This is a genomic window from Hyphococcus sp., assembly GCF_965228385.1.
In the GTDB taxonomy this organism is placed as follows: Bacteria; Pseudomonadota; Alphaproteobacteria; order Caulobacterales; family Parvularculaceae; genus Hyphococcus.
This window is the reverse complement of record NZ_OZ245810.1, coordinates 1707972-1729932: the sequence shown is the minus strand read 5'-3', so window position 1 is coordinate 1729932 and position 21961 is coordinate 1707972. Positions and strand designations below refer to the sequence as shown.

Sequence of the window (21961 nt, the reverse complement as noted above, 5' to 3'; positions counted from 1 at the left end):
GGAACCCTAGATGTAATTGGAGAGCGTGAGCTGGGAGATGCGCGCGGTGAGAATAAAAGAGGTCTGCAATTGCGATTCGAGCTGCTGCAACAGCGTCGCCGCTTCGTAAGGATCGCGCGCGGTGCGTTCGTTGTAGGTCTCGCCAAGCGCTGTGTTTTCCGCATCAAGCCGGGCTTGCGCCGCGACCATGCGTTCTTCAACGGCGCCGATGCGCGAGCGGATTTCCGCAACGCCGTTCGACGATTCTATAAGACCCGTCGCAGCGGCGGAAAGCGCGGCGTCGCGGTCGGCGAAGCCGGTCTGTTCTTCGGCGACGATCAGGCTCGTAAGGCTGCGCAACAGATCGCGCACGGGCTGTTCGTCCGCCTTGGCGCTGTAATTCACAAGCTCGCCGTCCGAAATTTCCGTACGCGCTGCATTGCCGGCGCCGCCGACGTAAATATTGGTGTCAAACCCGCCGCCCGGCGTATTGAAATAGGCGTCGAGATCGGCCTCGAGCTGCGCTGCGTCGGCTGCGCCAGCGAAGATAGCGCGCACATCGGTGAGCAATGTATCGGAATCGGCGAGCGCATTTTGCTGCACTCCGTCGCCGGAGAAGAGCGCGCGGCCTTCATAGCGCTGATTAAAGGCCGCGACGGCGGCGTCAAGCTGAAGTCCGGCCTGCGTGCTTGCAATGCCGATTGCGTTTTCATCTCTGCGTCCGACAGCGTCAAGCACATTGACGCCGATCTGTGTGGCGCCGTCGGCCGCGCGGGAGAGAGAGAGTTGCGAGGCCTGCGCCCGGCCAAGCGCGCGGGTAATGGATGTCTGCTGAACGGCGATATCGTCGATGGCTTTGCGCATCAATTGTGCGTCGCCCACCCCGCCTGCGAGCGTTGCGTTGAGATCAGCGATGCGTCCGGTGACAATCTCAACGCGCGTCTGTTCGCTGCGCTGTTTAATGTCAGAGATGGATGCGTTCAGCCGGCTGTACTGAAGAAGCGTGGGAAATCCGTAGGAGGGCATGTTGCGTTAAATCTCCATCAGCCGCTGGATCATCTGATCGATCGTTTGCAGCACGCGCGCGTTTGCGGCGTAGGCCTGTTCGATGACGAGCAGATTTTGCAGCTCGCGATCCGTATCTACGCCCGTTTCAAGCGTTTCGGCCTCTTTCAAGCCTTGCGCGAGGCTTGCCGACGCGCTTTCGCGGCCGGCGGCGACAGCGCGCGCCCCGCCGGCGAGGGACGTCAGATGCGCGGCGCTTTCCGCCGCAGACAGATCGCCAGGCGATTGCAAGGCTGCATGGGACGGGCGCGAGTCCGACATGGCGGCGATCATCGCCCGCACGAAAGCTTCCGATCCAGCAGCCGCGGGGATCACGGCCTGAACGCCGTCGCGCAAACGCCAGGTCTCGCCGCCCTGCGCCGGGTCGACCGATGCGTTGACGGCGATGCGTCCGGCAAGGCCGGTAATATTGGCAACGTCCGCTGCGGCGCCGCCATCCGTGAAAAGACCCGGATCGCCCGGATTAAGCGTTGGATCAACGGATGGATCCTGGAACCGGCCAATGAGATCAAAGGCCAGGCTGTCAAGCGCCGCCGATTGTTCGGGTACGACATTGTCGCGCACATTAAACAGGCCCGCAAGCGCGCCGCTTTTCGCGGACTGCCCGCCCGGTCCGAACGGTGTAATATCCGTTCCGCCTACGGACAGATCGGAAAGCGCGCCGGCCCCGTTGTCATAGGCGTTTCCCGGCGTGATGACGGGAGACGCCGTAAATTCAACTGTGCGCGCGGACCCGGCGAGAAGGAAAACGCCCTCGGGCGTCATCAGGTCGACCTTGCCGTTTTCGCGCTGGAGTTCACGCACCGGAATATTTTCATTGACCGTATCGATCAATTGCTGGCGCTGATCGAGCAGTGCGGTGACGTCCGTTCCGTTGGCGGAGCCGCGCCCGATAGAGGCGTTCAAATCCTCGATCTGCTGCAGCGCTTCGTTGACGGTGTTGACGCGATTGTTGATTTCAGCGTCGGCGTCCGCCCGGATTTTTTGATAGGCTTCAGACAGTCTGTTGAACGTGGCGGCGAGATCGTTCGCAGAGGTGACGCCCTGTTGTTGCAGCGCGCCGCTGTCCGGCGTTTCGGCAAGGTTTTTAAGCGCCGATTCGAGATTGGCGTATTTCTGGAAAAGCGCACTCGGGTCTTCCGGCCCGCCAAGGAGATCTGTGATCCGCGTCAAGGCGCCGGCTGTTGCGCTGTTGAATGCGAACTCGGTATCCGCGAGCCGGCGTTCATAGGTGACCGCCGGATTGGTCGCGCGCGATACGCCCGCGACGTCAACGCCGGCGCCGGCGCCCGCCACAACACGCTCGGTCAGACCGACCTCGCGCCGGCTGTAACCTTCCGTGAGGGCGTTTGCGATGTTGTTTGACGTCACGCTCGCCCGCCGCGATGCGGCGGCGAGACCGGATGTTGCATTCAATAAAGACTGGGAGATTGTCATAATGACGTTCCCTTAATCGTCCGTGGCGCTTACCGGATGATATCTGTCGTTTCCTGCAACATCTCATCGACCGTTTGAATGATCTTTGCGTTCGATGAATAAGCGCGTTGCGTTTGAATAAGATCTGTAAGCTCTGCGGCGATATCGGTCGTCGATTCGGTCAGGGCAAAGCCGATTGTCAAACCGGCCGGTCCGTCGCCCGCGTCCCAGAAATAAACATCGCCGCTGTCCTGCGTCACAGAAAAGGCGGAATTGCCGACGGCGTTCAGCCCCTTGAAGTTCGGAACGTCAGCGACAGGAACCTGATAGATTGTCCGGCGGAAACCGGTCTCGTAGATCGCCTGTAAAAATCCGCGCTCGTCGATTTCCACCGAACTCAGATTACCGATCGGCGCGCCGTCTTTCGTCACGGAGAGGGGCGCGAAACTGCCGGACAATTGCGTCAGCGGAGAAGGCTGGCCGGCCGTTCCGACATAGATATCGAGGGGACTTGAGGCGGTGTTGATCGTTATATTACCGCTTGCCGCGTCATATGTTGCGCCGGCGCCCGGCGTAATGCTGGCGACGGAACCGCCGCCGTTGACGCTGTCGTCAAAGGTGACGTTGAAACTTGCGATTGAAACGGCGGGGTCGCCAGCTTCATCGTATATATTGACGTTCCACTCGTTCGAAGCGCCGGAACCCGGCACGACGGGCGTAAATTCTACATTCAACGTCTGCGAGCGGCCAAGCGTATCAAAATATTCAATCGGGAGGTCGAAATCCGTACCGGCCGAGCCTGCTTCGGTTTCAGTCGCGGGCAGGTTAACGCCAAGCTGGATCTGCGTCGTCGGCGCAGCGGCAAACTGATTGAGATTGACGCGCACCGGCTCCAGCGCGATAGAGCTGTCGCGCGGCGGAGAGGCGACGTTGCCGTTAATATCAGCCGGCCAGCCCATGAGGTACAAACCGGACAGCGTGCGCAGGTAACCCTGTTCATCCGTATAGAAAGAACCTGTGGACGCCAGCATTAACGACCGGTCGTTTGGAGAGGCGGTGACGCCGCCAACATCTGTCACCGGCAGCATGCCCCGGCCGCTGATTGAAATATCAGTCGAATTCGCCGTCGTCACGAGCGCGCCCTGCGCGCCCGCATCGCGATATGTCATCGCCCGAACGCCGCCTGCGGAATAATCCCCGCTGGTTTGGCGCAGCACCATATCGGCGAATTCGGACTCGGCGCGTTTGTACCCATATGTCTGGGAATTCGCGATATTGTCTGAAATAGTCCCCAATTTCACGGCATTGACGGCCAGTCCCATCACGCCCGCATTCAGCGACGACGAAATCCCCATAACAGCTCTCCACTCCGGAAAAAATTTTATTGCTGTTGTTAGTTTTATCTCACCGCTGTTTAAAGAACCCCTAATGGATAAGCCGCTTTTGTGGTTATTATTTTGTCAATAATATAATCGCGATACGGCGGTTTTGCGGGGCGTATGGGTCTTCTGAAAAAGGTTCGGTGTCGGCTTTCCCCGTGACTTCCTTGATTTGCGCAGACGCAATGCCGTTTGTTATCAGCATGCGGCGGGCGGCGTGTGCGCGATCGGTTGAAAGCTCCCAGTTCGAATAGCTGGCGCTTCTGGAAAAGGCGAGGGCGTCCGTGTGACCGACAATCGCCATATTATTACTGACCGTCGCTAGCACAGGGCCGACGACTTTTAACAAATCGTCAAGAATTCGCGACGGATTTGACGAGCCGATATCATATAAGGGTTGTCCGTCTGCATCGACGAGTTCGATAACGAGGCCGTCCGGCGTCATGCGCGTTTGAATATGCTTGGCGAGATTGCCTTCCAGCGCCTGAATGGATTCTGCATTGATCTCGTTTTGCACCGCTTCCAGACTTTTTTGCGCAGCGCCGATTTCATTATCGACGCCTTTACCTTCCAAGGGCGCGTCCATGGAGTTTTCAGGACCATTGACGGGGATTTCGCGGCTGTTCGGATATTCGTTCACCGCGCCCGTGCCGTCGCGGGAAAGCTGTTCGTCTGTAAATACTGACGAACCGTTAAGCGCGCCGCTGCCGCCGCCGGAAACCTTGGAGATCGGAATGGATGGATTGAAATAGTCCGCAAGACCCTTGCGCTGATCTTCCGTCGTTGCATTGAGCAGCCACATCAAGAGAAAAAACGCCATCATGGCTGTCACGAAGTCGGCATAGGCGACTTTCCATGCCCCGCCGTGATGACCGCCGCCGGCGATCACCTTCTTTTTCTTAATGATAATTGGCGCAGCATTCGCCGTTCGCCCAGCCATACGTCCCACCGGATTGCAATCAATTCCGATGGATAGCGAAAATTGCTTACGAGCGGTTTTACGCGTTTACTTAATTTATAGCTATTGGCGGTTAATACCTTCGCAGGGATTGTCGTCAGATTTGGAATTCGTACTTATATGAGCGATGCGGGAACGAACATTTTAAAGAAAAAAATCGGCTGCGGCGTTCGCGATGAAGGCCCAATCGAACTGATAAAACCGTTTCCAGGCGCGGTTGCGTCCGTTATTGCGCCGGCTTTTTCACAGTATTACGGCGAGAAATGCGAAGTTGACGAAAAAGTAGCCGCCGTCTTTGAACGCATGGGCGCGGCCTTTGCAAATTTTAATTCCAAATCTGCGATCTATCATTTCCGGTTGAACGGTGAAGACGATGTCATCGTCATTCTGGATATGGACGCAGCAATGGTCGCCGCCGGCTGGTCGCTGTCAGCCCTGCGCGACAAGCCCGATCCTATGCCCGAAGATGTAAGCGCTATTGACCGGCGGCTGGCGAAAGCGCTGGTGAAACCGGCGGCGGAAATGATTTTCGAAAAAGCTGCTCAATGCGGCGCCGTCAAAGGATCGCTGGAACTGATCGCGAGCGGCGCCGATCCGCGGCGTTTCGAACTGCTGAACGCGTATCAACGCTCGGCCGTATTTTCGCTCGCAGCGAAAACCATAGAGGGCGATGCATTAGGCGCGATGACGATCATCGCCTCGGAAAATATTATTGTTTCCGTGCGCGACCATAATCGCGCCCAGCGTGCGGTTGCGGACGAAAAATGGAAAAAGGGACTATTGCGGCTGGCGTCATTTTCCGTTGTTGAATTGCGGACTGTGCTGGCTTCCCAATCCATCGACATCAATCAGCTCATGAATATGAAAGCTGGTGATGTCATCAATTTATCGGGCGCCACCATCGACGATGTCGGTTTTGCGCCAGTCTTCAGTACGCTGTCCCGCCTGAAGATGACGGGGGCGCTGGGAAATCGCGACGGCGCCAGAGCATTGAAAATCACGTCAATAACCCGTTGATCGTGCCTAAAATTGCCTGTGAATGCATCGAAATGCCGTTTTGTCGAGAAACGGCGCAATTTTCATCTGATATCGCATGTAAAAAGCCCTTGCGTTTGACGGGTTGGTCAGACGGGGGCAATCTCGCGCCTTCTCAAATGTGATTCTTGAAAAAGGCGAACTCCATGACCCTGAAGATCAGCGCGATTTTCGCGTTTGCCGCAGCAATTACCCTGGCGGCCTGCGGCGGCGAAGACACCGGCGCCGCCGATGAAACACAGCCGGCGGTTGATGAAAATGATGTTTCCGACACGCAGCGGGAAGCCGCCAATGACCCGAGCGACATCGATCTTGCGCCAATCAATGAAGCAAAGCTGCGCGAACGGATCGCGACGCTCTCTTCCGATGAATTTGAGGGACGCGCGCCGGCGACGCCAGGCGGGGCAAAAACACGCCAGTGGCTGGCTGATGAAATGCGCGCGATCGGTCTCGAACCCGGTGTGGATGGATCGTTCGAACAGAACGTACCGCTCGTTGAACTGACTTTGCAAAAAGATGACTCCAGCCTGACCATCAACGTCGAAGAACTCGCTTACGGGCCGGAAGCCATGTATTGGACAAAACGCGTGCAGGAAGACGTGTCCTACGCGGACAGCGAACTGGTATTTGTCGGTTACGGCGTCGTGGCCCCGGAATATGGCTGGGATGACTACGCCGGCGTCGACGTCGCCGGCAAAACTGTCGTCATCCTCGTCAATGATCCCGGCTATGCAACGGAAAATCCTGACCTCTTCAATGGAAGAGCCATGACTTACTATGGCCGCTGGACGTACAAGTATGAAGAAGCAGCGCGGCAAGGGGCGGCTGCGGCGATCATCGTACATCAAACGGAACCGGCGGCATACGGCTGGGGCGTCGTCGAAGGAAGCTGGAGCGGGGCGCAACTGGATCTTGAGCGCCCCGACGGCGGCGCCGGGCGCGTAGCGCTCGAAGGCTGGGTTCAGGAAAGCGTCGCCCGCAATCTTTTCACACAGGCGGGCATGGATTTTGACGAGGCCGCTGAAGCCGCCCGCTCCAATGATTTTACGGCGCAACCGATGGAAGGTCTGACTTCATCCGGCGTTATCAAAAACGCCATTCGAAGATCAGAATCCGCGAATGTCGTCGGCGTCATTCCAGGCGCTGAAAGGCCGGATGAATATATTCTCTACATGGCGCACTGGGACCATCTCGGCGTCAACCCAGACGCTGAGGGCGACCAAATCTCCAATGGCGCCGTTGATAACGCAACGGGAACGTCAGGCATTCTCACGATCGCCGAAGCATTCATGAACAGCGAGCCGCGTCCGGAGCGTTCTGTCATGTTCGTCGCCGTGACGGCGGAAGAATCCGGGTTGCTGGGTTCGGCCTATCTTGGCGAAGATCCTATTGTTCCGTTCGCCCAGATTGTCGGTGGAATCAATGTGGACGGCGTATTGCCCACGCCGCCTACGAATGACCTGATGGTGGTCGGTTTCGGCGCGTCTGAACTGGAAGATCTGCTGAATGACGCCGCCGAGAAAAGAGATATGTATCTTCGCGCTGATCCAGAGCCGGAGAAAGGATATTTTTATCGCTCCGACCATATTTCCCTCGCCAAGAAAGGCGTGCCGATGCTGTACGCCGACTCAGGAATAGATTTGATCGATGGCGGTGAGGATGCTGGTCAGGCGCTGGCGGACGATTACAGAACAAATCGTTACCATAACGCGGCGGATGAGTATTCCGAGGACTGGGACCTCACCGGCATGGCGAAAACCATGACGATTTTATTCGAAGTCGGCGCCGACATGGCGTATTCGGACAATTGGCCAAACTGGTATGAAGGCAATGAATTCCGCGCGCTTCGTGATGAGCAACGCGCGTCCGCCGACTAGATATACGAAAAAGCAAAAATTCTACGGCGCCGGGAGCATATCCCGGCGCCGTTTTTCATAAATAGCGACTACTCGCCCAAGACCGAGGGCCAGTTCTCTTCAGCAAGCGCAACAAAGCCGGGAATATCTTTCTCCCAGCGCTTTTGAATCTCATCATTGTAGTTCAGATAAAGCCTGTCATCGACAATCGTCCAGTTTTCCGGATTGCCGCGCGCGGTATACCCTTGCGAAACCGCCCAGGCGCAATAGCCGCCATATTGCGGCGCGTACTTATCTGGGTCGGATTTGAAAGCTTCCAGATTTTCCGCCGTGGCAAAGCGCCATTCGGCGCCGTTATATTGGTAGGAAAAATCTTTCGAGCCCTTGGCGGGCGCGCTATTTTCGAAATAGGAAACCGCGTCATATCCGTCGACAGCCGTGTTGGAAAATAATCCCGTATAAACAGTGTCGTCAGCCGCGGCGACGCCGGACATGAATAAACCGGCCAAAACCGCCAGCAAATATTTTTTGAACATCATCTGTGCGCTCCTCTCAGGATAGAGCGAGGTTGTCCCTCGCAATGACCGGAGGCGCAATTCAACTCCATTCACAACAATGCGAAGCGGATAGGTCGGCGGTCATTCATCTTCGCGATCGCTCATGTTGGGCATCGTTTCCACATGAAGCGTTCGTGTCGGGAAGGCAAAGTCTATGCCTTCTTCTTCAAACGCCCGGTGAAGATTTAATAGGACCTGATGATTGATATCCATATAAACTCTATAATCGCGGCTTTTGATCCAGAAAACATTTTCAAAATTAATGGAGCTGTCGCCGTACTCCTTTAAATGGGAGCGCTCGAACTGGGCTTTTTCAACAGGCTTAACGGCTTCTTCCACGAGGTCAGGAATTTTCCGCAGCTTGTCGTGAGGCGTTTGGTAAAGCACGCCGACAGTGAAGATCGAGCGGCGCTCATCCATGCGTCTGTAATTCCTGATTTCCTTATCCAGCAACTGCGAATTGGAGATGATGATCTCTTCTCCGCTCAATGAGCGGATCCGGGTTGTTTTCATGCCGATGCGTTCCACATCGCCCCAGAAGCTTCCCTTGTCGAAACTGATGAAGTCGCCACGGAGAAACGGCTGATCAAACACAATTGCGAGCGATGAAAACAAGTCCTTGAAAATATTCTGCGCCGCAAGACCAATGGCGATGCCGCCAACTCCGAGGCCCGCTATCAACGCGGTGATCTCAATGTCGAGATTGGAAAGGATCATCAGCAACGCGATGGTCCAGACGCCGATAGCGACGAGCGTTTTAATCAGGTTAACGGCGTTCGTCATAACGCCCGAATTTTCAGCGCGCGTATGCGCATATCCGACAATGCCGGCGGTCAACAATTCTCTCGCCCAGGCGGCGAGTTGTATGATTACTACGATAATGGCGGCTGTACGCGCATATGCGTTCCAGTCAGACGGTATTGCGGGTACAAATGGCGTCACAAGAACAGCCGCGAGAATAATCAAAAACAAACTCGTCGTGCTGGTTATCAGCCGTGAGAAAACATTCGAAATCGCATAATAATCTTTCTTCTTGTTTCCGACGATACCGGCGATGACCGCGCGCAGGATACGCAACGCGATAAAAGCGCCGGCAATAGCGCCCACGGCGACGGCGAATTCCGAGCTATTGTTCTGGATCCACTCCCACGCAGCTTCTGATTTTGGGCCGATGCTTTCGAAAAAGGATTCAACCTCGCCGGCTGCGTCTTTCGCGGCGTCTTCGGCGCCGTCGCCGCCCTCGTCTGCAGGTGTGGCCTGTATAAAGCTGTTCAGCAGGGATTTCATCAAATTGCCCCCGTATTCAAAGACTTCGCGTTGATTGTTGAAATTCTCTTCAATAACATCTGAAGCTTGGAAATGTTCCAGCAACGCATGATTTCTGACCATATCTGCGTCATGGTATAATCCAGGGTGAGGTGATTCCGCCGCTACCGGTTTTGCTCAGGCGATAAGGAGATTAAAAATGGTGCGACTAGCAGTCTGTGCGTGGTTATTTTCCACCCTCGCCGTATTCGCAGCCCCCGCCGACGATCTGAACGCACTGTTCGAAGAATACTGGCAAAACGAAATGCGGGAAAATCCGTTTTCAGCGACCCAATCCGGCGTCAATGACTACAATGCCGAAATACCCGCCATTGCTCCCGCCGACCATGAGCGACGCGCCCAGACTGCAGAAAGTTTTCTTGAGCGCTTGAACGAAATAGAACGCGATAGCTTGAGTGACGACCAGGCGCTTAGCGCTGACCTGCTCGAGTTTATTCTGACCTATGACGTCGCATTGGCTGGTTTTGAAGGATGGCGCATTCCTTTTCTGGCGGATACAGGGTTTCATACCGACTTCGCTTACGTCGTAAGCGCCACGCCCTTTCGCAGGGCGGAAGATTATGAAAATTATTTATCGCGGCTGAAAAAATTTCCTGAATATATAGATCAGAACATCGCAAATATGCGGCGCGGGTTACAGGACGGTTTTACGCAGCCTGCGGAAATTCTCCCGTTTATCATTCCATCGTTCAAGGCTCAAATAAAGGATAATGCGGCGGCGCATCCCTATTACGCGCCGTTCCAGGAAATGCCTTCGACGATCCAAACGCGTGATCAGTCTGCGCTGCGGTCAGAAGCGATGACGGTCATCGCTGAAGACGTGATCCCGGCTTTCGAGCGTGCGCTGAATTTTATGGAAAATGAATATATTCCCGGCGCGCGCGAGACATTGGGGGCCGAAGCGTTGCCGGGCGGTGATGAATATTATGCTGCGCTGGTTCGCTATTACACCTCGCTTGAGGACGCCACCCCTGAAAGCGTCCACGAACTGGGTTTGAGAGAGGTTGCGCGTATACGCAAAGAGATGAACTCGGTCATTGCTGAAACCGGCTTTGAGGGCGCATTTGAAGACTTTATTGAGTTTTTGCGGAGCGATGAACAATTTTATCCGAAAACACCCGAAGAGTTGCTTGAACGCGCGGCATGGCTTTCAAAAGATATAGACGGCCGCCTGCCAAAATATTTTGGCAAGCTTCCGCGGCAGCCCTATTCGGTTGAACCGGTTCCCGCCGAAATCGCCCCAAACTATACGACTGGTCGTTATATTGGCGCGCCTATGGGCGCTGATCGGGGCGGCCAATATTGGGTGAATACGTATTCGCTCGATAAACGCCCGTTTTATGCGCTGACGGCGCTGACCCTGCATGAAGCCGTACCCGGTCACCATTTGCAGAACGCCCTGGCGCTGGAGATCGAAAATGCGCCGGAGTTTCGCAAACAGTTCTATCCGCACGCTTTCGGCGAGGGGTGGGGGCTATATGCGGAAAAACTTGGCGTGGAGATGGGCGTATACGGAACGCCTTATGATCATTTCGGGCGTCTTTCCTATGAAATGTGGAGGGCGTGCCGGCTGGTCATCGATACAGGCATTCACGCAAAAGGATGGTCGCGCCAGCAAGCTATAGATTATTTGGCGTCCAACACTGCGTTATCGCTGCATAATGTGCAGACGGAGGTTGACCGCTATATTGCATGGCCAGGCCAGGCTCTGGCTTATAAAATGGGCGAGCTGACAATTTGGGAGCTTCGCCGCCAGGCCGAGTCCGAACTCGGAGAGAACTTCGATATCCGCGCGTTTCATGATGCTGTTTTGAATGGCGGCGGCTTGCCGCTTGATATTCTTCGCGCCCAGATCCGTGACTATATCGAGGAAGAAAAAGCCAAATGAGCGGCGATATCTTGCGTTTGCGCTGGACCGGCGCGGCGCCCAGATTACAATCCGAACGCCTGATCATGCGCGGTCCGGAGCCTGATGACTTTCCTGCTTTCGCCGCCATGTGGAGCGACCGCGATGTTATCCGGTACATTACCAAGGATCCGCTGAATGAAGAGAATTCCTGGTTCGGATTTTTGCGGATTGCCGGCCATTGGCCAATGATGGGTTATGGATACTGGATGGTGATTGAAAAGGACACGGGCGATTTGGTCGGCGAAGTTGGTTTTGTTGATTTCAAACGAACGCTGACGCCTTCGCTGAAAGGTCAGCCGGAAATCGGCTGGGTCTTCGCCGCTGCTGCTCATGGCAAGGGGTACGCTACAGAAGCCGCAAAAGCCGCACTGGAATGGGGCGATGAACATTTCAACGGCGCCCGGATGTCATGCATCATCGATATTGATAATGCGCCGTCTATCCGTGTTGCGAAAAAATGCGGGTTTACCGAATCCGCGCGCACAAAATACAAGGACGACGACATCATCATTTTTCATCGCGGCGAGAAAAATTAAATCATTGATACGCGTTTTTATACTGTTCGCGCAGTCTTTGTTTTTGGACTTTGCCCATGGCGTTTCGGGGAAGCGCGTTTAATCTGAAAAACTTTCGCGGCCGTTTGAACTTTGCCAGGCTTTCCACTGCGTGCGTTAAACACTCATCCGTTACGCCGCCGTCAGTCTCCACGATGACGGCGACGACGCCTTCGCCCATATCTGCATGAGGAACGCCAATGACAGCGCTTTCCAGAACACCGGGCGATGAGTCAAGCGTTTGTTCGATCTCGACCGGGTAGATGTTAAATCCGCCGGAAATGATCAGATCTTTCTCCCGGCCCACGAGCGACAGGCGGCCGTCATCGTCTATCACGCCCATATCGCCGGTTCTGAACCAGCCGTCTTCCGTGAAGGCTTTGGACGTGCTTTCCGGGTTTTCCCAATAGCCGGCGAAAAGGTTCGGTCCCCTGATTTCGATTTCGCCTGGGGCCGGGCCCGAAATTCTAATCGAAACTTCCGGCAGCGCATGGCCGACGGTGCCGGCGATGCGCGGGCCATCGAGAGGGTTTGAGGCGATCATGCCGGCTTCGGACATGCCGTAGCGTTCCAGAATTGTGTGGCCGGTGCGCGCTTCAAACGCATTGAATGTTTCTTTTGTAAGCGGCGCCGAGCCGGAAATGAAAAGCCGCATATGGGCGCAAAGCGCTTTCGTGAATTTTTCGTACTCTAGCAGGCGAGCGTAAAAAGTCGGCACGCCCATCATTACCGTAGCGCGTGACAGACAGGTCACTATTTCTTCAATATCAAATTTTGGCAGGAAAATAATTTCGCAGGCGCTGAGCATTGCGGTATGCAGCGCGACGAACAGTCCATGAATATGGAAAACGGGTAAAGCGTGAAGCAGAATATCATCGCCTGAAAAACCCCACAGAGAGTTCAGCGCAAGCGCGTTAGATTGCAGGTTGTTATGGGTCAGCATTGCGCCTTTTGAACGGCCCGTCGTGCCTGACGTATAAAGAATGACGGCGATGTCGTCGCTTCCCCGGATGCAAATCTCTTCGCGCGGCTTTATATGTTTCAATGAATTCATCAGCGAACCATCGCCGTCAGCGCCCAGAGTGAGTAAAGACTTGACATCCGCCGCTTGCGCGGCCGGAAAAAGCGCTTCTTCTCGGTGGGGGTCGCAAATGAAAATCGCCGGTGACGCATCATGCAGAAAATAGGCAATCTCTTCTGCGGTATAAGCCGAATTTAACGGGACATATATTAATCCGGCGCGCATCGCGCCCAGATAGAGCGCGACATTTTCCGGCGACTTTTCAACCTGCACTGCAATCCGCTCGCCCGGCGCAGCCCCGGCGGCCAAGAGCGCGCTTGCGATTTTCGCCGAAAGCACATCGATTTCGCCATAGGAAATGGTTCGGCCGTTCGGAATTGTCAAAAATGGTTTATCGATTGCCGGTTTATAGGCCCGGGCAAGCGTTGTGAAAAAATTCGCGTTGGTCATGCCGCATGTTAGGCGCATTGCCGCAGTCTGACGAGACCCTAGCCCGGCGCGCGCCGCCGCTGTAAGAGAGGGCAGTTAAAGCTAACTGTTTCGGGCATGGCATGTACGACGATACAATAGACAATGCGCACAAGCGTTCCAATTTCGACCGCCAACTGGAAGGCGCAATCGATGCGGCGGCGCAGTGGCTGGTTGAGCGGCAAAAGCCCGAAGGCTACTGGGTCGGGCGGCTTGAATCGAACGCCTGCATGGAAGCGCAGTGGATTTTGGCCTTGTGGTTCATGGGGCTGGAAGACCATCATTTGCGCCCGCGCTTGGCGAATGCGTTGCGGGAGACACAACGCGAAGACGGCTCCTGGCAGATTTATTATGGCGCTCCGGCGGGCGATATCAATACGACGGTCGAGGCTTACGCTGCGTTGCGTTCAATGGGGGACCGCAAAGATGCGCCGCACATGAAGCGCGCGCGGGACTGGATCATGTCCAAAGGCGGTTTGAAAAACATCCGCGTTTTTACGCGATACTGGCTGGCGCTTATTGGCGAGTGGCCATGGAAGAAAACGCCGAACCTGCCGCCGGAAGTCATTTTTTTTCCGAATTGGTTCGTGTTTTCGATTTATAATTTCGCGCAGTGGGCGCGCGCCACGCTTATGCCGATTGCCGTTCTTTCGGCGCGCCGCCCGGCGCGGCCATTGCCGCAGGGGCGCAGGCTGGACGAGCTGTTTCCCGAAGGGCGAGAGTCACATGATTACGCCTATCCGGAAAAGCCGGGCGCAGGTTTTCTTGAAGCATTTTTTCTGGCCGCCGACAGAGTGCTGCACGCCCTGCAGAGCTTCGGCGAAACCGCGAGTATCGGTCTCTTTCGCAATGGCGCCGTTTCACGCGCGCTGGAGTGGGTAATTAAACATCAGGATGCAGACGGCGTTTGGGGCGGCATCCAGCCGCCCTGGATTTATTCTCTGATGGCCCTCTACAATGAAGGCTATGCGCTCGATCATGCGGTCGTCGCGAAAGGCCTCGCCGCGCTCGACGATCCGCGCTGGCGCGTGGATGCAGGAGAGGCGACATGGATTCAAGCCTCCACCAGCCCGGTATGGGATACGGAACTGACGCTGCTCGCGCTGGAAGATTGCGATCTTAACCAACGCCATGAGGCGGAAGGCGAAAAAGCATTGGACTGGCTGTTGTCGCAACAGGTTTTGCGGCCCGGCGACTGGAAAGTAAAATGTCCCAGGCTGGAGCCCGGCGGCTGGGCGTTTGAGTACAAAAACTATTTTTATCCAGATACGGACGATACGGCGGTGGCGCTGATTGCGCTGGCGCCGTTTCGCGACGATCCGAAATGGAAAGATAAAGGCATCGGAGACGCGATTGAAAAAGGCGTCAACTGGCTCATCGGCATGCAGTCGAAAGGCGGCGGCTGGGGCGCATTCGACAAGGATAATGACAAGCAGATATTGACGAAAATTCCCTTCTGCGATTTCGGTGAAGCGCTGGACCCGCCTTCGGTCGATGTCACCGCACATATCGTCGAAGCCTTCGGCAAGCTGGGCATCAGCAAGGATCATCCATCGATGGTGCGCGCGCTCGACTACATGCGATCGGAACAGCATGCAGACGGCGCCTGGTTCGGGCGCTGGGGCGTCAATTATGTGTATGGAACGGGCGCGGTGCTTCCCGCGCTCGAAGCCATCGGCGAAGATATGAGCCAGAGTTACATACGTAAAGCGTCGGACTGGCTCATCCTGCACCAGAACGAAGACGGCGGCTGGGGCGAAAGCTGCGCGTCTTACATGGATGTAAAACAAATGGGACGCGGGAAATCGACAGCTTCGCAAACCGCCTGGGCGCTCATGGGCCTTGCCGCTGTCGGCCGCCCGGAAGACGAGCGCGCCATCGCCGACGGCGTTCAGTTTCTGATCGAGCGCCAGAAAGACGGCACTTGGGAAGAGCCGGAATATACGGGGACAGGCTTCCCCGGCTATGGCGTCGGTCAGCACATAAAGCTTGGCGATCCCGCATTGCAGGAACAACTGAAACAGGGGCCGGAACTTTCACGCGCCTTCATGATCAATTACAATCTTTATCGGCATTACTTCCCGATGATGGCGATGGGGCGGGTGCGGAAGATGATGGCGCAGTAACTGGCGCGATTTCAACAGGCATACTGATATGTTTAATAAAAGATTTATCCCGCTTCTTTTGATCGGTGTCGTGGCGCTCGTCTCGGGATGTAATTCTGCGCCGTCTGTCAATGACCCACTGCGCACAGATGCATTGGACGCCATCGCTGAACAAGCCGCTTCTGATGGTTTTCCGGGGGTTGTTATCGCTATGTCGGAGGCTCCGAACATTGTTGTCACGGGCGCCGCCGGCGTTTCCGACCGCGTATCCGGGACGCCGATGAAACCGGATGATCGGATTCATGCAGCGAGTACGACAAAGCCGTTTACCGCCGCCGCGATCTTGCGACTCTGGGATGAAGGCGCGCTTGATCTCGACGCAACTTTGCCGGATGTGCTGGAACCGGAAATTGTTGATCTCGTCCCTAATGGCGACCGCATTACTGTTCGGGATCTGTTACTGCATACAAGCGGTATTTATTCACCGAATAACGATCCGGACTATTTGGCGCGATATATCGGACCGGAGAGACTGGAGAAAGAATTTTGGTCGGCCCGGGAAATTATCGCGTTCGCCGCTAATCCTGACAATGCGCCGTTATTTTCTCCCGGCGATGGCCAGCAATATGGCGATATCAATTATGTGCTCTTGAGCCTTGTCGTTGAAAATGTTTCCGGCCGGCCATTCAAGGAATTTGTTCGGTCGGAAATTTTTGAACGCGCCGGCATGCAGGATACATATTTTATGTCCGACGACAGGGACCGTTCGCGCGCGCGCGGTTATACGGTCGATTCCGAAATTCTCCGTTCCATCGGGCTTGATCCTGCGCTAACAGCGGATAGCCTCGGATTGATCGACACAACAGATGCGCAAGAGCAAAGCGACGGCGCCGCCGGCGTCATCACAACAGCGCCGGATCTTGTCCGCTTTGCTAACGCTTTTCTAAAAGGCGATCTGATCAGTTTGAAGAGCCGACAATTTGTGTTGGCTGTCGCCGAACTTGCAGATGAAGAAGACGAGGCGCTAGGCGTTCTTCGGGCCTATCGAACACAAGCCGGAGTTGTCGTCGCTGCGGAAGGCGATGGTCCCGGTACAAATGTGCTTTGGGCCATGGATATGGAGACCGGAAAAATTGCCGCGATTGGCGTTACTCTTTTCGGCCGATGGGACGAAAATGATTATATGTTTGGCGAGATGCTGCCTGCTGTTTTCGAAGCGCAATCCCCTTAATCGCATCCGCCTTCCATCGCTGCGATCCATTCCGAAACCAGCGCCACGCCTTCCTCGTGCATTACGGCGCGGCCGAGTTCAGGCATCATGGCGCCGGGGTTGTTCGTTTCCATGCGAAAGATGGTGATGGAGTTTTCGGGTTCACCCGGTACGATGTCGAATATCCGCTCACCCGTGCCGACGCCGGCCGCGATCGGCGTTTTGCATATGCCAAGAGCGGGCCCTTCCGCATCCGGCTCCAGGTTGAGGCCGGATGTGTCGGCTGGTCCCGACGGACTGTGGCAATGACTGCAATTGACATCAAGATAGGCGCGCGCCCGGTCGGCGAGCGGTGCAATCTCGTCCGTCCAGATAGCGTTTTTCGGCGCCGGTTGCGCGATCTCGCCGGTCAACAGCCCTTTCGCCAGCCAGTGATCGAGCTGATTGAAACCAGGCTGGTATGACGACGGCTTATTGAGATGGCGGGCCTTTGCGCCGATCGGCTGAATTGCATTGGCCGTTGCATCCGTCGCATGACACCCGGCGCACTGATTTACATTAGGAACAAGATAGCCGAATTGCTTAGTGCGGCCATCATCGCGCTGCAATGTCATGGGAACAACAGCGCCCGTACGCATCAAAACGGCGTCAGTCTGATCTTCATTCCACAAATACGGCAACGCCTCCCATCCGGTGTCGCGGTTGACCAGAATACGCGTCTCAATCAGCCGCAGATGATCGAGCGACATGACGCGGTCATTGACGCTGCGCTCGCGCCCGATCGAAACGGCGCCGTCTTTGTTATCTCCGGCGACAGGGTAATAAAAAGTCTTGGTGATAACTGTTCCGACGGGAAAATCAAAAGCCCTGTCGGCGTTATAAACGGCCGGCGCCCCATTCGGCGTCCAGATCGTACGTAATTTCAGGGCGTAGTCTGAAAATAACGGCGTGGCGAGATCGTAGGGGGTCACGCCCTCGGCGAGTATCAATTCACCTTTATCCGTCCGCAGCATGCCCCAGTCGCTTAAGTTCCGGGGGTTTTCCCTGGCGTGAAATGTTGGCGCTGTGTCATTCTGCTGTGCACAGGCGTTTAAAAAGAAAGCAATGGCTGCAAGCGCAAATTTGCCTATGCCATCCCTTGCGCAGCGCAGTGCACAGTAATGCGCTGCTGAAACGGGGATTCTCTGATGTAGGAAAATAGTCATAGCCATCGCTTATGAGTTCCCGATCAGCGGAACAGCATTTCATGCTGCGCCGCGTCCGGGATGACAGAACGCTACTCCGCAAGCGGTCCCTTTAACATCACCGCCGGGAGTTTTTCAAACGCGCAATCATGCGTTCCGTCATCAACGATTCGGGGATTTTTATTGTTGTTCGGGCCGTCAACATTCAGCACTTTTGCATCGCCGTTCTGAACGCATAAAACCGACTGCGGATCGCCGCCTTGTGGATCTATGTACCCGTCCCACAACACATCCGGAATACGACCCATGGGCCCGGCGACAGCCAGTTTCAGCGCTTGCAACTCCAGACCGTCGGGGTTGTCGCCGCCGCCGTCGAAAGTGTTGTCGTAAACATAAATACTGTCCGGGTAAGGGTCGAAGTCAGCTTGCATATCGCCTTGCCCGATATCGGAAGAAAAAACGCTCGCCACGATGACATTGGCGGTCTTGTTCTCGCGAATGTCATTGTTGAATATTTCCACCTGATCATTGGAATTGACGACGACGCCCGAGCCTGCGGGGATTGACGCGACCGGCGTGCCTTTATGGCCGAAATTCCTGGTGTTGTTTTCGTATATTTCATTGTCGAAGATACGGGTCCGGGCGCCGGGCTGTTTCAGGTTTGGCATATTAAACACGAGGATGCCGCCGGTATTATTTGTTGCTACATTGCCGTAAACATCGGCGTCAAACGTATTTTCAATTTCAATGCCGGCCACATTGTATTCGGCGCGATTGTTGCGGATAACAACATTCCGGGACTGACCGATATAAAGACCGGCGTCGGAAGCGCCTATAGCGACGCTGTCTTCCATCAACAGATTCTCGACTTGCACCGGATAGATTCCGTAAGCGCCGTTTTCGGTTTTTGGGCCGGTTGTCCATTCCGCACGAACGCGGCGAATGGTGATATTTTTGCCGTCGGAAATTTTTAAGGCGTCGCCTTTCGTGTCTTCAATCGCCAGATCCTCAATTGTAAAGTCGCTCGCAGTGACAAGCAGCCCTTCGGCGCCGGCGACCTGTTCAGCGAAAGTCAGCACGGACTTATCCATGCCCTGACCGCGGATCGTCACGCCGTCGACAGTAAGGCTGAGCGAGCGGTCAAAACCATAGCGGCCGACAGGGATTTCAATGATATCGCCTGGTTTGGCGTCGATCAGCTTTGTCATCAGCGTTTCCTGATAACTGGCGTCTCCGGGCGCTGGCGGCGCTTCTTGTTGATCGCACGCGCCCAGCGACAAAATTGCTGCGGCCGCGAAGATTAACCTCGTTCCAACTGGTTTCATTGTCTTTCATCCCCGTATGTGCGCCCGACTCTTGACGATTGGCGCGAGCCCTTTTCAGTTACGCATGATGCCGGAATCGCTCGGCGAATAAAAGGAAGCAATGCATGTCGGTGACACGTCGAGTTCTGATCGAAAACAGCGCGATTGGCGTGTCTTTGCTTGCCATGGGCGCCGCCTGCGCGCGTTCTGATCAAAGCGGTTCCAGCGACCTCGCCGAACTTGACGGGGTCGAGACCGCGGCGCGCATCAAGTCCGGGGAGTTGACGGCGCAAGAGGCGGTCGACGCCGCTATCGACCGGGCGGAGCGTATTGATCGAAAACTCAATGCTATTGTCACGAAAACTTATGACAGTGCGCGCGACGCCGCAAAAGCGGCGACTGGTCCATGGGCGGGCGTGCCGACATTTATCAAAGATCTTGACGATGTGACAGGCGTCTCCACCAAATTCGGCAGTCGCGCGTTTCCGGGTTACAAGGGTGAGGCGCTGACACCGCTCATCGAGAAATATCTAAACCTTGGCGTTGTCAGTCTCGGTAAAAGCTCTACGCCGGAATTCGGACTTTCTGCGACAACCGAGCCGATCAGCTCCGGCGCTACGCGCAATCCGTGGAATACCGCTCATTCCACCGGCGGCTCCTCCGGCGGCGCCGCAGCGCTGGTGGCGAGCGGCGTTACCCCGATTGCGCACGCAAGCGACGGGGGCGGCTCCATTCGCATACCGGCGTCTTGTTGCGGCAATGTCGGTTTAAAAGTTTCACGCGGGCGTAATCCGCTATCGCGTCCCGACACGCTGGTCGGCCCGATTTCGCTTTCGGTGCATGGGGTGCAAACCCGCACCGTGCGCGATACGGCGGCGATTTCAGCCGCGCTGGCGTTTCCGGAAGACAAAACCGGTCTTGCGCCTCTGGAGCTGATTGCTGCGCCTGACAAAAAACGATTACGCATAGGGGTCGCGACCGAGGGGCTGGGCGGCGCCAGGCCTGACAGCGAGGTTGAGAATGCAACCATGAATGTTGCAAACATTTGCGAAACGCTCGGCCATATCGTGACGCCCGTAAAACTGCCGATTGACGCCAGTCTGGAAAAGGATTTCAGCCTCTATTGGGCTGCGTTTGCGCATGGCGCCGTAAAAACCTGGGAAGATGCGACGGGGCTTCCGCGCAATGCGCTCGCTTTCGAGCCATTTACTTTAGGGCTGGCGCGGCGTTTCGAAGAGCAGCGCGATCAATTTGAAGAAAGTATTAAGAGATTACAGGCGGTGGCGGGCGTTATGGCGGCGTTTCATCAGGACTATGATGTTATTCTCTCGCCGGTTGTCACGACGCCGCCGCCTGAGATTGGCTATCTTGACGGCGCGCTTGACTATGAAACATTAATAGAACGCCTGTTTCATTATGTTCAGTACACAGTTCTTTATAATATCACCGGCGCGCCGGCGATTTCTCTGCCTTTATCCATGTCATCCGGCGGATTGCCAATCGGCGCCATGTTCGGCGCGGCGCTCGGCGGCGAGGCGACATTGCTGGGGCTCGCCTATGAATTGGAAGAAGCATCCCCCTGGGCCGGCCGGCGGCCCCAGATTTTCGGTTGATTTGCGTCAGCTAACGGCGTTGACGATATTTTTAAAAAAAGCCGCACCGTCCGCGCCGCCGAGCAGGGGCGAGATCACCCGTTCCGGGTGAGGCATCAGCCCCAAGATATTTCCGCCGTCGCTGATGAGTCCCGCAATGTTGCGGGCCGAACCGTTCGGATTATCCACATAGCGCAGCGCGACACGGCCTTCGCCTTCGAGCCGGTCCAGCGTTTCATCGTCGGCGAAATAATTGCCGTCGTGATGCGCCACCGGGAAATTAAGGTAATCGCCTTTCGAATAGCCGGCAGTGAAAATCGATTGCGTGTTCTCAACCTTCAGCGTCACAGTGCGGCATACGAAATCCAACCCCGCATTGCGCATCAGCGCACCGGGCAGCAGTCCCGTTTCGCACAAGACCTGGAATCCATTACAGACACCGATCAACGGCGCGCCGGCTTTCGCCTTTTCAATGACCGCCCGCATAATGGGCGATTTCGCCGCCATGGCGCCCGCGCGTAAATAATCGCCATAGGAAAAACCGCCGGGCAGGGCGTAAAAATCGGCGTCCGGCAGATCGGTGTCGCCATGCCAGACCATCGCCGGTTTCCTGCCCGTAGCCTGTTCCAGAGCCACGGCGATATCGCGGTCGCAGTTGGAGGCGGGGAAAACGATGACAGCGGATTTCATAGGATTACGCCAAAATCTCGATTGCGTAGTTCTCCATTACCGGATTCGCCAGCAGTTTCTTGCACATTTCATCCGCCTTGGCGCGCGCTGCGGCTTCATCGGTTTCGTTCAGTTTCATCTCGATGACCTTGCCCTGGCGGACGCCCTCCGCGCCGTCAAAGCCCAAACCCGCAAGGGCGTTTTCGATGGCGGCGCCCTGCGGATCCAGAACGCCGTTTTTCAGGGTAATAGTGATCTTGGCTTTCATTGGCGGGTCCAATTCCGTGTTTGACATCTGCTCTTACGCCATACGCCGGACCGGGCCAGCGGGCAACCGGCGTTTAGAATATTGCCCGCGGCGGAGAACTCTGGCC

The 21961-nt window shown here is 55.8% G+C and carries 18 protein-coding genes; 7 read left to right on the top strand and 11 right to left on the bottom strand.

What is annotated here, in order from left to right:
- Nucleotides 1-6 precede the first annotated feature (6 nt).
- The 4 genes from ACQK2Q_RS08050 to ACQK2Q_RS08035 all read right to left on the bottom strand — a co-directional run bounded on the left by ACQK2Q_RS08050 (nucleotide 7) and on the right by ACQK2Q_RS08035 (nucleotide 4779).
- A complete protein-coding gene (locus ACQK2Q_RS08050; protein WP_425409231.1) occupies nucleotides 7-1005 on the bottom strand; it encodes a flagellin in 999 nt (332 codons plus the stop codon).
- Nucleotides 1006-1011: 6 nt separating this feature from the next.
- Complete coding sequence (gene flgK, locus ACQK2Q_RS08045; RefSeq protein WP_425409230.1) at nucleotides 1012-2481, bottom strand: flagellar hook-associated protein FlgK; 1470 nt, start codon at nucleotides 2479-2481, stop codon at nucleotides 1012-1014.
- 29 nt (nucleotides 2482-2510) lie between these two features.
- Entirely contained in the window at nucleotides 2511-3815 is a 1305-nt protein-coding gene (locus tag ACQK2Q_RS08040; protein ID WP_425409229.1) for a flagellar hook protein FlgE, read from the bottom strand.
- A gap of 97 nt (nucleotides 3816-3912) precedes the next feature.
- Nucleotides 3913-4779 carry a flagellar motor protein MotB gene (locus tag ACQK2Q_RS08035; protein ID WP_425409228.1) on the bottom strand — a complete coding sequence of 289 codons (867 nt, stop codon included), beginning with the start codon at nucleotides 4777-4779 and terminating at the stop codon, nucleotides 3913-3915.
- Nucleotides 4780-4917: 138 nt separating this feature from the next.
- Here ACQK2Q_RS08035 and ACQK2Q_RS08030 point away from each other — a divergent pair, with 138 nt between their 5' ends.
- Together ACQK2Q_RS08030 and ACQK2Q_RS08025 are read left to right on the top strand one after the other, a co-directional pair.
- Nucleotides 4918-5814, top strand: a complete 897-nt coding sequence (locus ACQK2Q_RS08030) for a FliM/FliN family flagellar motor switch protein (RefSeq protein WP_425409227.1) — start codon at nucleotides 4918-4920, stop codon at nucleotides 5812-5814.
- A 164-nt stretch (nucleotides 5815-5978) separates the two neighbouring features.
- A complete protein-coding gene (locus ACQK2Q_RS08025) occupies nucleotides 5979-7709 on the top strand; it encodes a M28 family metallopeptidase (protein WP_425409226.1) in 1731 nt (576 codons plus the stop codon).
- A gap of 68 nt (nucleotides 7710-7777) precedes the next feature.
- Here the strand turns inward: ACQK2Q_RS08025 and ACQK2Q_RS08020 are convergent, their stop codons facing one another.
- Entirely contained in the window at nucleotides 7778-8227 is a 450-nt protein-coding gene (locus ACQK2Q_RS08020; protein ID WP_425409225.1) for a YHS domain-containing (seleno)protein, read from the bottom strand.
- A 99-nt stretch (nucleotides 8228-8326) separates the two neighbouring features.
- On the bottom strand, nucleotides 8327-9634 hold the full coding sequence (locus tag ACQK2Q_RS08015; protein ID WP_425409224.1) for a mechanosensitive ion channel family protein: 1308 nt from the start codon (nucleotides 9632-9634) through the stop codon (nucleotides 8327-8329).
- Between the two features lie 76 nt (nucleotides 9635-9710).
- Here ACQK2Q_RS08015 and ACQK2Q_RS08010 point away from each other — a divergent pair, with 76 nt between their 5' ends.
- Together ACQK2Q_RS08010 and ACQK2Q_RS08005 are read left to right on the top strand one after the other, a co-directional pair.
- Nucleotides 9711-11459 carry a DUF885 domain-containing protein gene (locus ACQK2Q_RS08010; RefSeq protein ID WP_425409223.1) on the top strand — a complete coding sequence of 583 codons (1749 nt, stop codon included), beginning with the start codon at nucleotides 9711-9713 and terminating at the stop codon, nucleotides 11457-11459.
- Nucleotides 11456-12016 carry a GNAT family N-acetyltransferase gene (locus tag ACQK2Q_RS08005; RefSeq protein WP_425409222.1) on the top strand — a complete coding sequence of 187 codons (561 nt, stop codon included), beginning with the start codon at nucleotides 11456-11458 and terminating at the stop codon, nucleotides 12014-12016. Before ACQK2Q_RS08010 ends, ACQK2Q_RS08005 begins: the two co-directional genes overlap by 4 nt.
- 1 nt (nucleotide 12017) lies before the next feature.
- Here the strand turns inward: ACQK2Q_RS08005 and ACQK2Q_RS08000 are convergent, their stop codons facing one another.
- Nucleotides 12018-13505, bottom strand: a complete 1488-nt coding sequence (locus tag ACQK2Q_RS08000) for an AMP-binding protein (RefSeq protein WP_425409221.1) — start codon at nucleotides 13503-13505, stop codon at nucleotides 12018-12020.
- A gap of 101 nt (nucleotides 13506-13606) precedes the next feature.
- Between ACQK2Q_RS08000 and shc the strand changes: the two genes are divergently transcribed.
- Together shc and ACQK2Q_RS07990 are read left to right on the top strand one after the other, a co-directional pair.
- Nucleotides 13607-15649, top strand: coding sequence for a squalene--hopene cyclase (gene shc / locus ACQK2Q_RS07995; protein WP_425409220.1), 2043 nt, complete (start codon nucleotides 13607-13609; stop codon nucleotides 15647-15649).
- 28 nt (nucleotides 15650-15677) lie between these two features.
- Nucleotides 15678-16859 (top strand): serine hydrolase domain-containing protein, encoded by a 1182-nt coding sequence (locus ACQK2Q_RS07990; protein WP_425409219.1) that lies wholly within the window; start codon nucleotides 15678-15680, stop codon nucleotides 16857-16859.
- On the opposite strand, the gene ACQK2Q_RS07985 is transcribed toward ACQK2Q_RS07990, so the two are convergent.
- Together ACQK2Q_RS07985 and ACQK2Q_RS07980 are read right to left on the bottom strand one after the other, a co-directional pair.
- Nucleotides 16856-18043, bottom strand: coding sequence for an SO2930 family diheme c-type cytochrome (locus tag ACQK2Q_RS07985; protein WP_425409218.1), 1188 nt, complete (start codon nucleotides 18041-18043; stop codon nucleotides 16856-16858). The two genes, ACQK2Q_RS07990 and ACQK2Q_RS07985, sit on opposite strands and share 4 nt — an antisense overlap.
- 71 nt (nucleotides 18044-18114) lie before the next feature.
- Nucleotides 18115-19347: a parallel beta-helix domain-containing protein gene (locus tag ACQK2Q_RS07980; protein ID WP_425409217.1), complete on the bottom strand. Its 1233-nt coding sequence runs from the start codon at nucleotides 19345-19347 to the stop codon at nucleotides 18115-18117.
- Nucleotides 19348-19451: 104 nt separating this feature from the next.
- Between ACQK2Q_RS07980 and ACQK2Q_RS07975 the strand changes: the two genes are divergently transcribed.
- Entirely contained in the window at nucleotides 19452-20939 is a 1488-nt protein-coding gene (locus tag ACQK2Q_RS07975; RefSeq protein ID WP_425409216.1) for an amidase, read from the top strand.
- A gap of 6 nt (nucleotides 20940-20945) precedes the next feature.
- On the opposite strand, the gene purQ is transcribed toward ACQK2Q_RS07975, so the two are convergent.
- Together purQ and purS are read right to left on the bottom strand one after the other, a co-directional pair.
- Complete coding sequence (purQ, locus tag ACQK2Q_RS07970; protein ID WP_425409215.1) at nucleotides 20946-21608, bottom strand: phosphoribosylformylglycinamidine synthase subunit PurQ; 663 nt, start codon at nucleotides 21606-21608, stop codon at nucleotides 20946-20948.
- 4 nt (nucleotides 21609-21612) lie between these two features.
- Nucleotides 21613-21855, bottom strand: coding sequence for a phosphoribosylformylglycinamidine synthase subunit PurS (gene purS, locus ACQK2Q_RS07965; protein WP_425411133.1), 243 nt, complete (start codon nucleotides 21853-21855; stop codon nucleotides 21613-21615).
- Nucleotides 21856-21961 lie beyond the last annotated feature (106 nt).

Coding starts and splice junctions, on each gene's coding strand:
- purS (WP_425411133.1), bottom strand. CDS start 21,855: ATGAAAGCCAAGATCACTATTACCCTGAAAAACGGCGTTCTGGATCCG.
- ACQK2Q_RS07985 (WP_425409218.1), bottom strand. CDS start 18,043: ATGACTATTTTCCTACATCAGAGAATCCCCGTTTCAGCAGCGCATTAC.
- ACQK2Q_RS08025 (WP_425409226.1), top strand. CDS start 5,979: ATGACCCTGAAGATCAGCGCGATTTTCGCGTTTGCCGCAGCAATTACC.
- flgK (WP_425409230.1), bottom strand. CDS start 2,481: ATGACAATCTCCCAGTCTTTATTGAATGCAACATCCGGTCTCGCCGCC.
- ACQK2Q_RS08050 (WP_425409231.1), bottom strand. CDS start 1,005: ATGCCCTCCTACGGATTTCCCACGCTTCTTCAGTACAGCCGGCTGAAC.
- ACQK2Q_RS08015 (WP_425409224.1), bottom strand. CDS start 9,634: ATGGTCAGAAATCATGCGTTGCTGGAACATTTCCAAGCTTCAGATGTT.
- ACQK2Q_RS08040 (WP_425409229.1), bottom strand. CDS start 3,815: ATGGGGATTTCGTCGTCGCTGAATGCGGGCGTGATGGGACTGGCCGTC.
- ACQK2Q_RS08035 (WP_425409228.1), bottom strand. CDS start 4,779: ATGGCTGGGCGAACGGCGAATGCTGCGCCAATTATCATTAAGAAAAAG.
- ACQK2Q_RS07980 (WP_425409217.1), bottom strand. CDS start 19,347: ATGAAACCAGTTGGAACGAGGTTAATCTTCGCGGCCGCAGCAATTTTG.
- ACQK2Q_RS08010 (WP_425409223.1), top strand. CDS start 9,711: ATGGTGCGACTAGCAGTCTGTGCGTGGTTATTTTCCACCCTCGCCGTA.
- ACQK2Q_RS08030 (WP_425409227.1), top strand. CDS start 4,918: ATGAGCGATGCGGGAACGAACATTTTAAAGAAAAAAATCGGCTGCGGC.
- ACQK2Q_RS07975 (WP_425409216.1), top strand. CDS start 19,452: ATGTCGGTGACACGTCGAGTTCTGATCGAAAACAGCGCGATTGGCGTG.
- ACQK2Q_RS07990 (WP_425409219.1), top strand. CDS start 15,678: ATGTTTAATAAAAGATTTATCCCGCTTCTTTTGATCGGTGTCGTGGCG.
- ACQK2Q_RS08000 (WP_425409221.1), bottom strand. CDS start 13,505: ATGACCAACGCGAATTTTTTCACAACGCTTGCCCGGGCCTATAAACCG.
- ACQK2Q_RS08005 (WP_425409222.1), top strand. CDS start 11,456: ATGAGCGGCGATATCTTGCGTTTGCGCTGGACCGGCGCGGCGCCCAGA.
- ACQK2Q_RS08020 (WP_425409225.1), bottom strand. CDS start 8,227: ATGATGTTCAAAAAATATTTGCTGGCGGTTTTGGCCGGTTTATTCATG.
- shc (WP_425409220.1), top strand. CDS start 13,607: ATGTACGACGATACAATAGACAATGCGCACAAGCGTTCCAATTTCGAC.
- purQ (WP_425409215.1), bottom strand. CDS start 21,608: ATGAAATCCGCTGTCATCGTTTTCCCCGCCTCCAACTGCGACCGCGAT.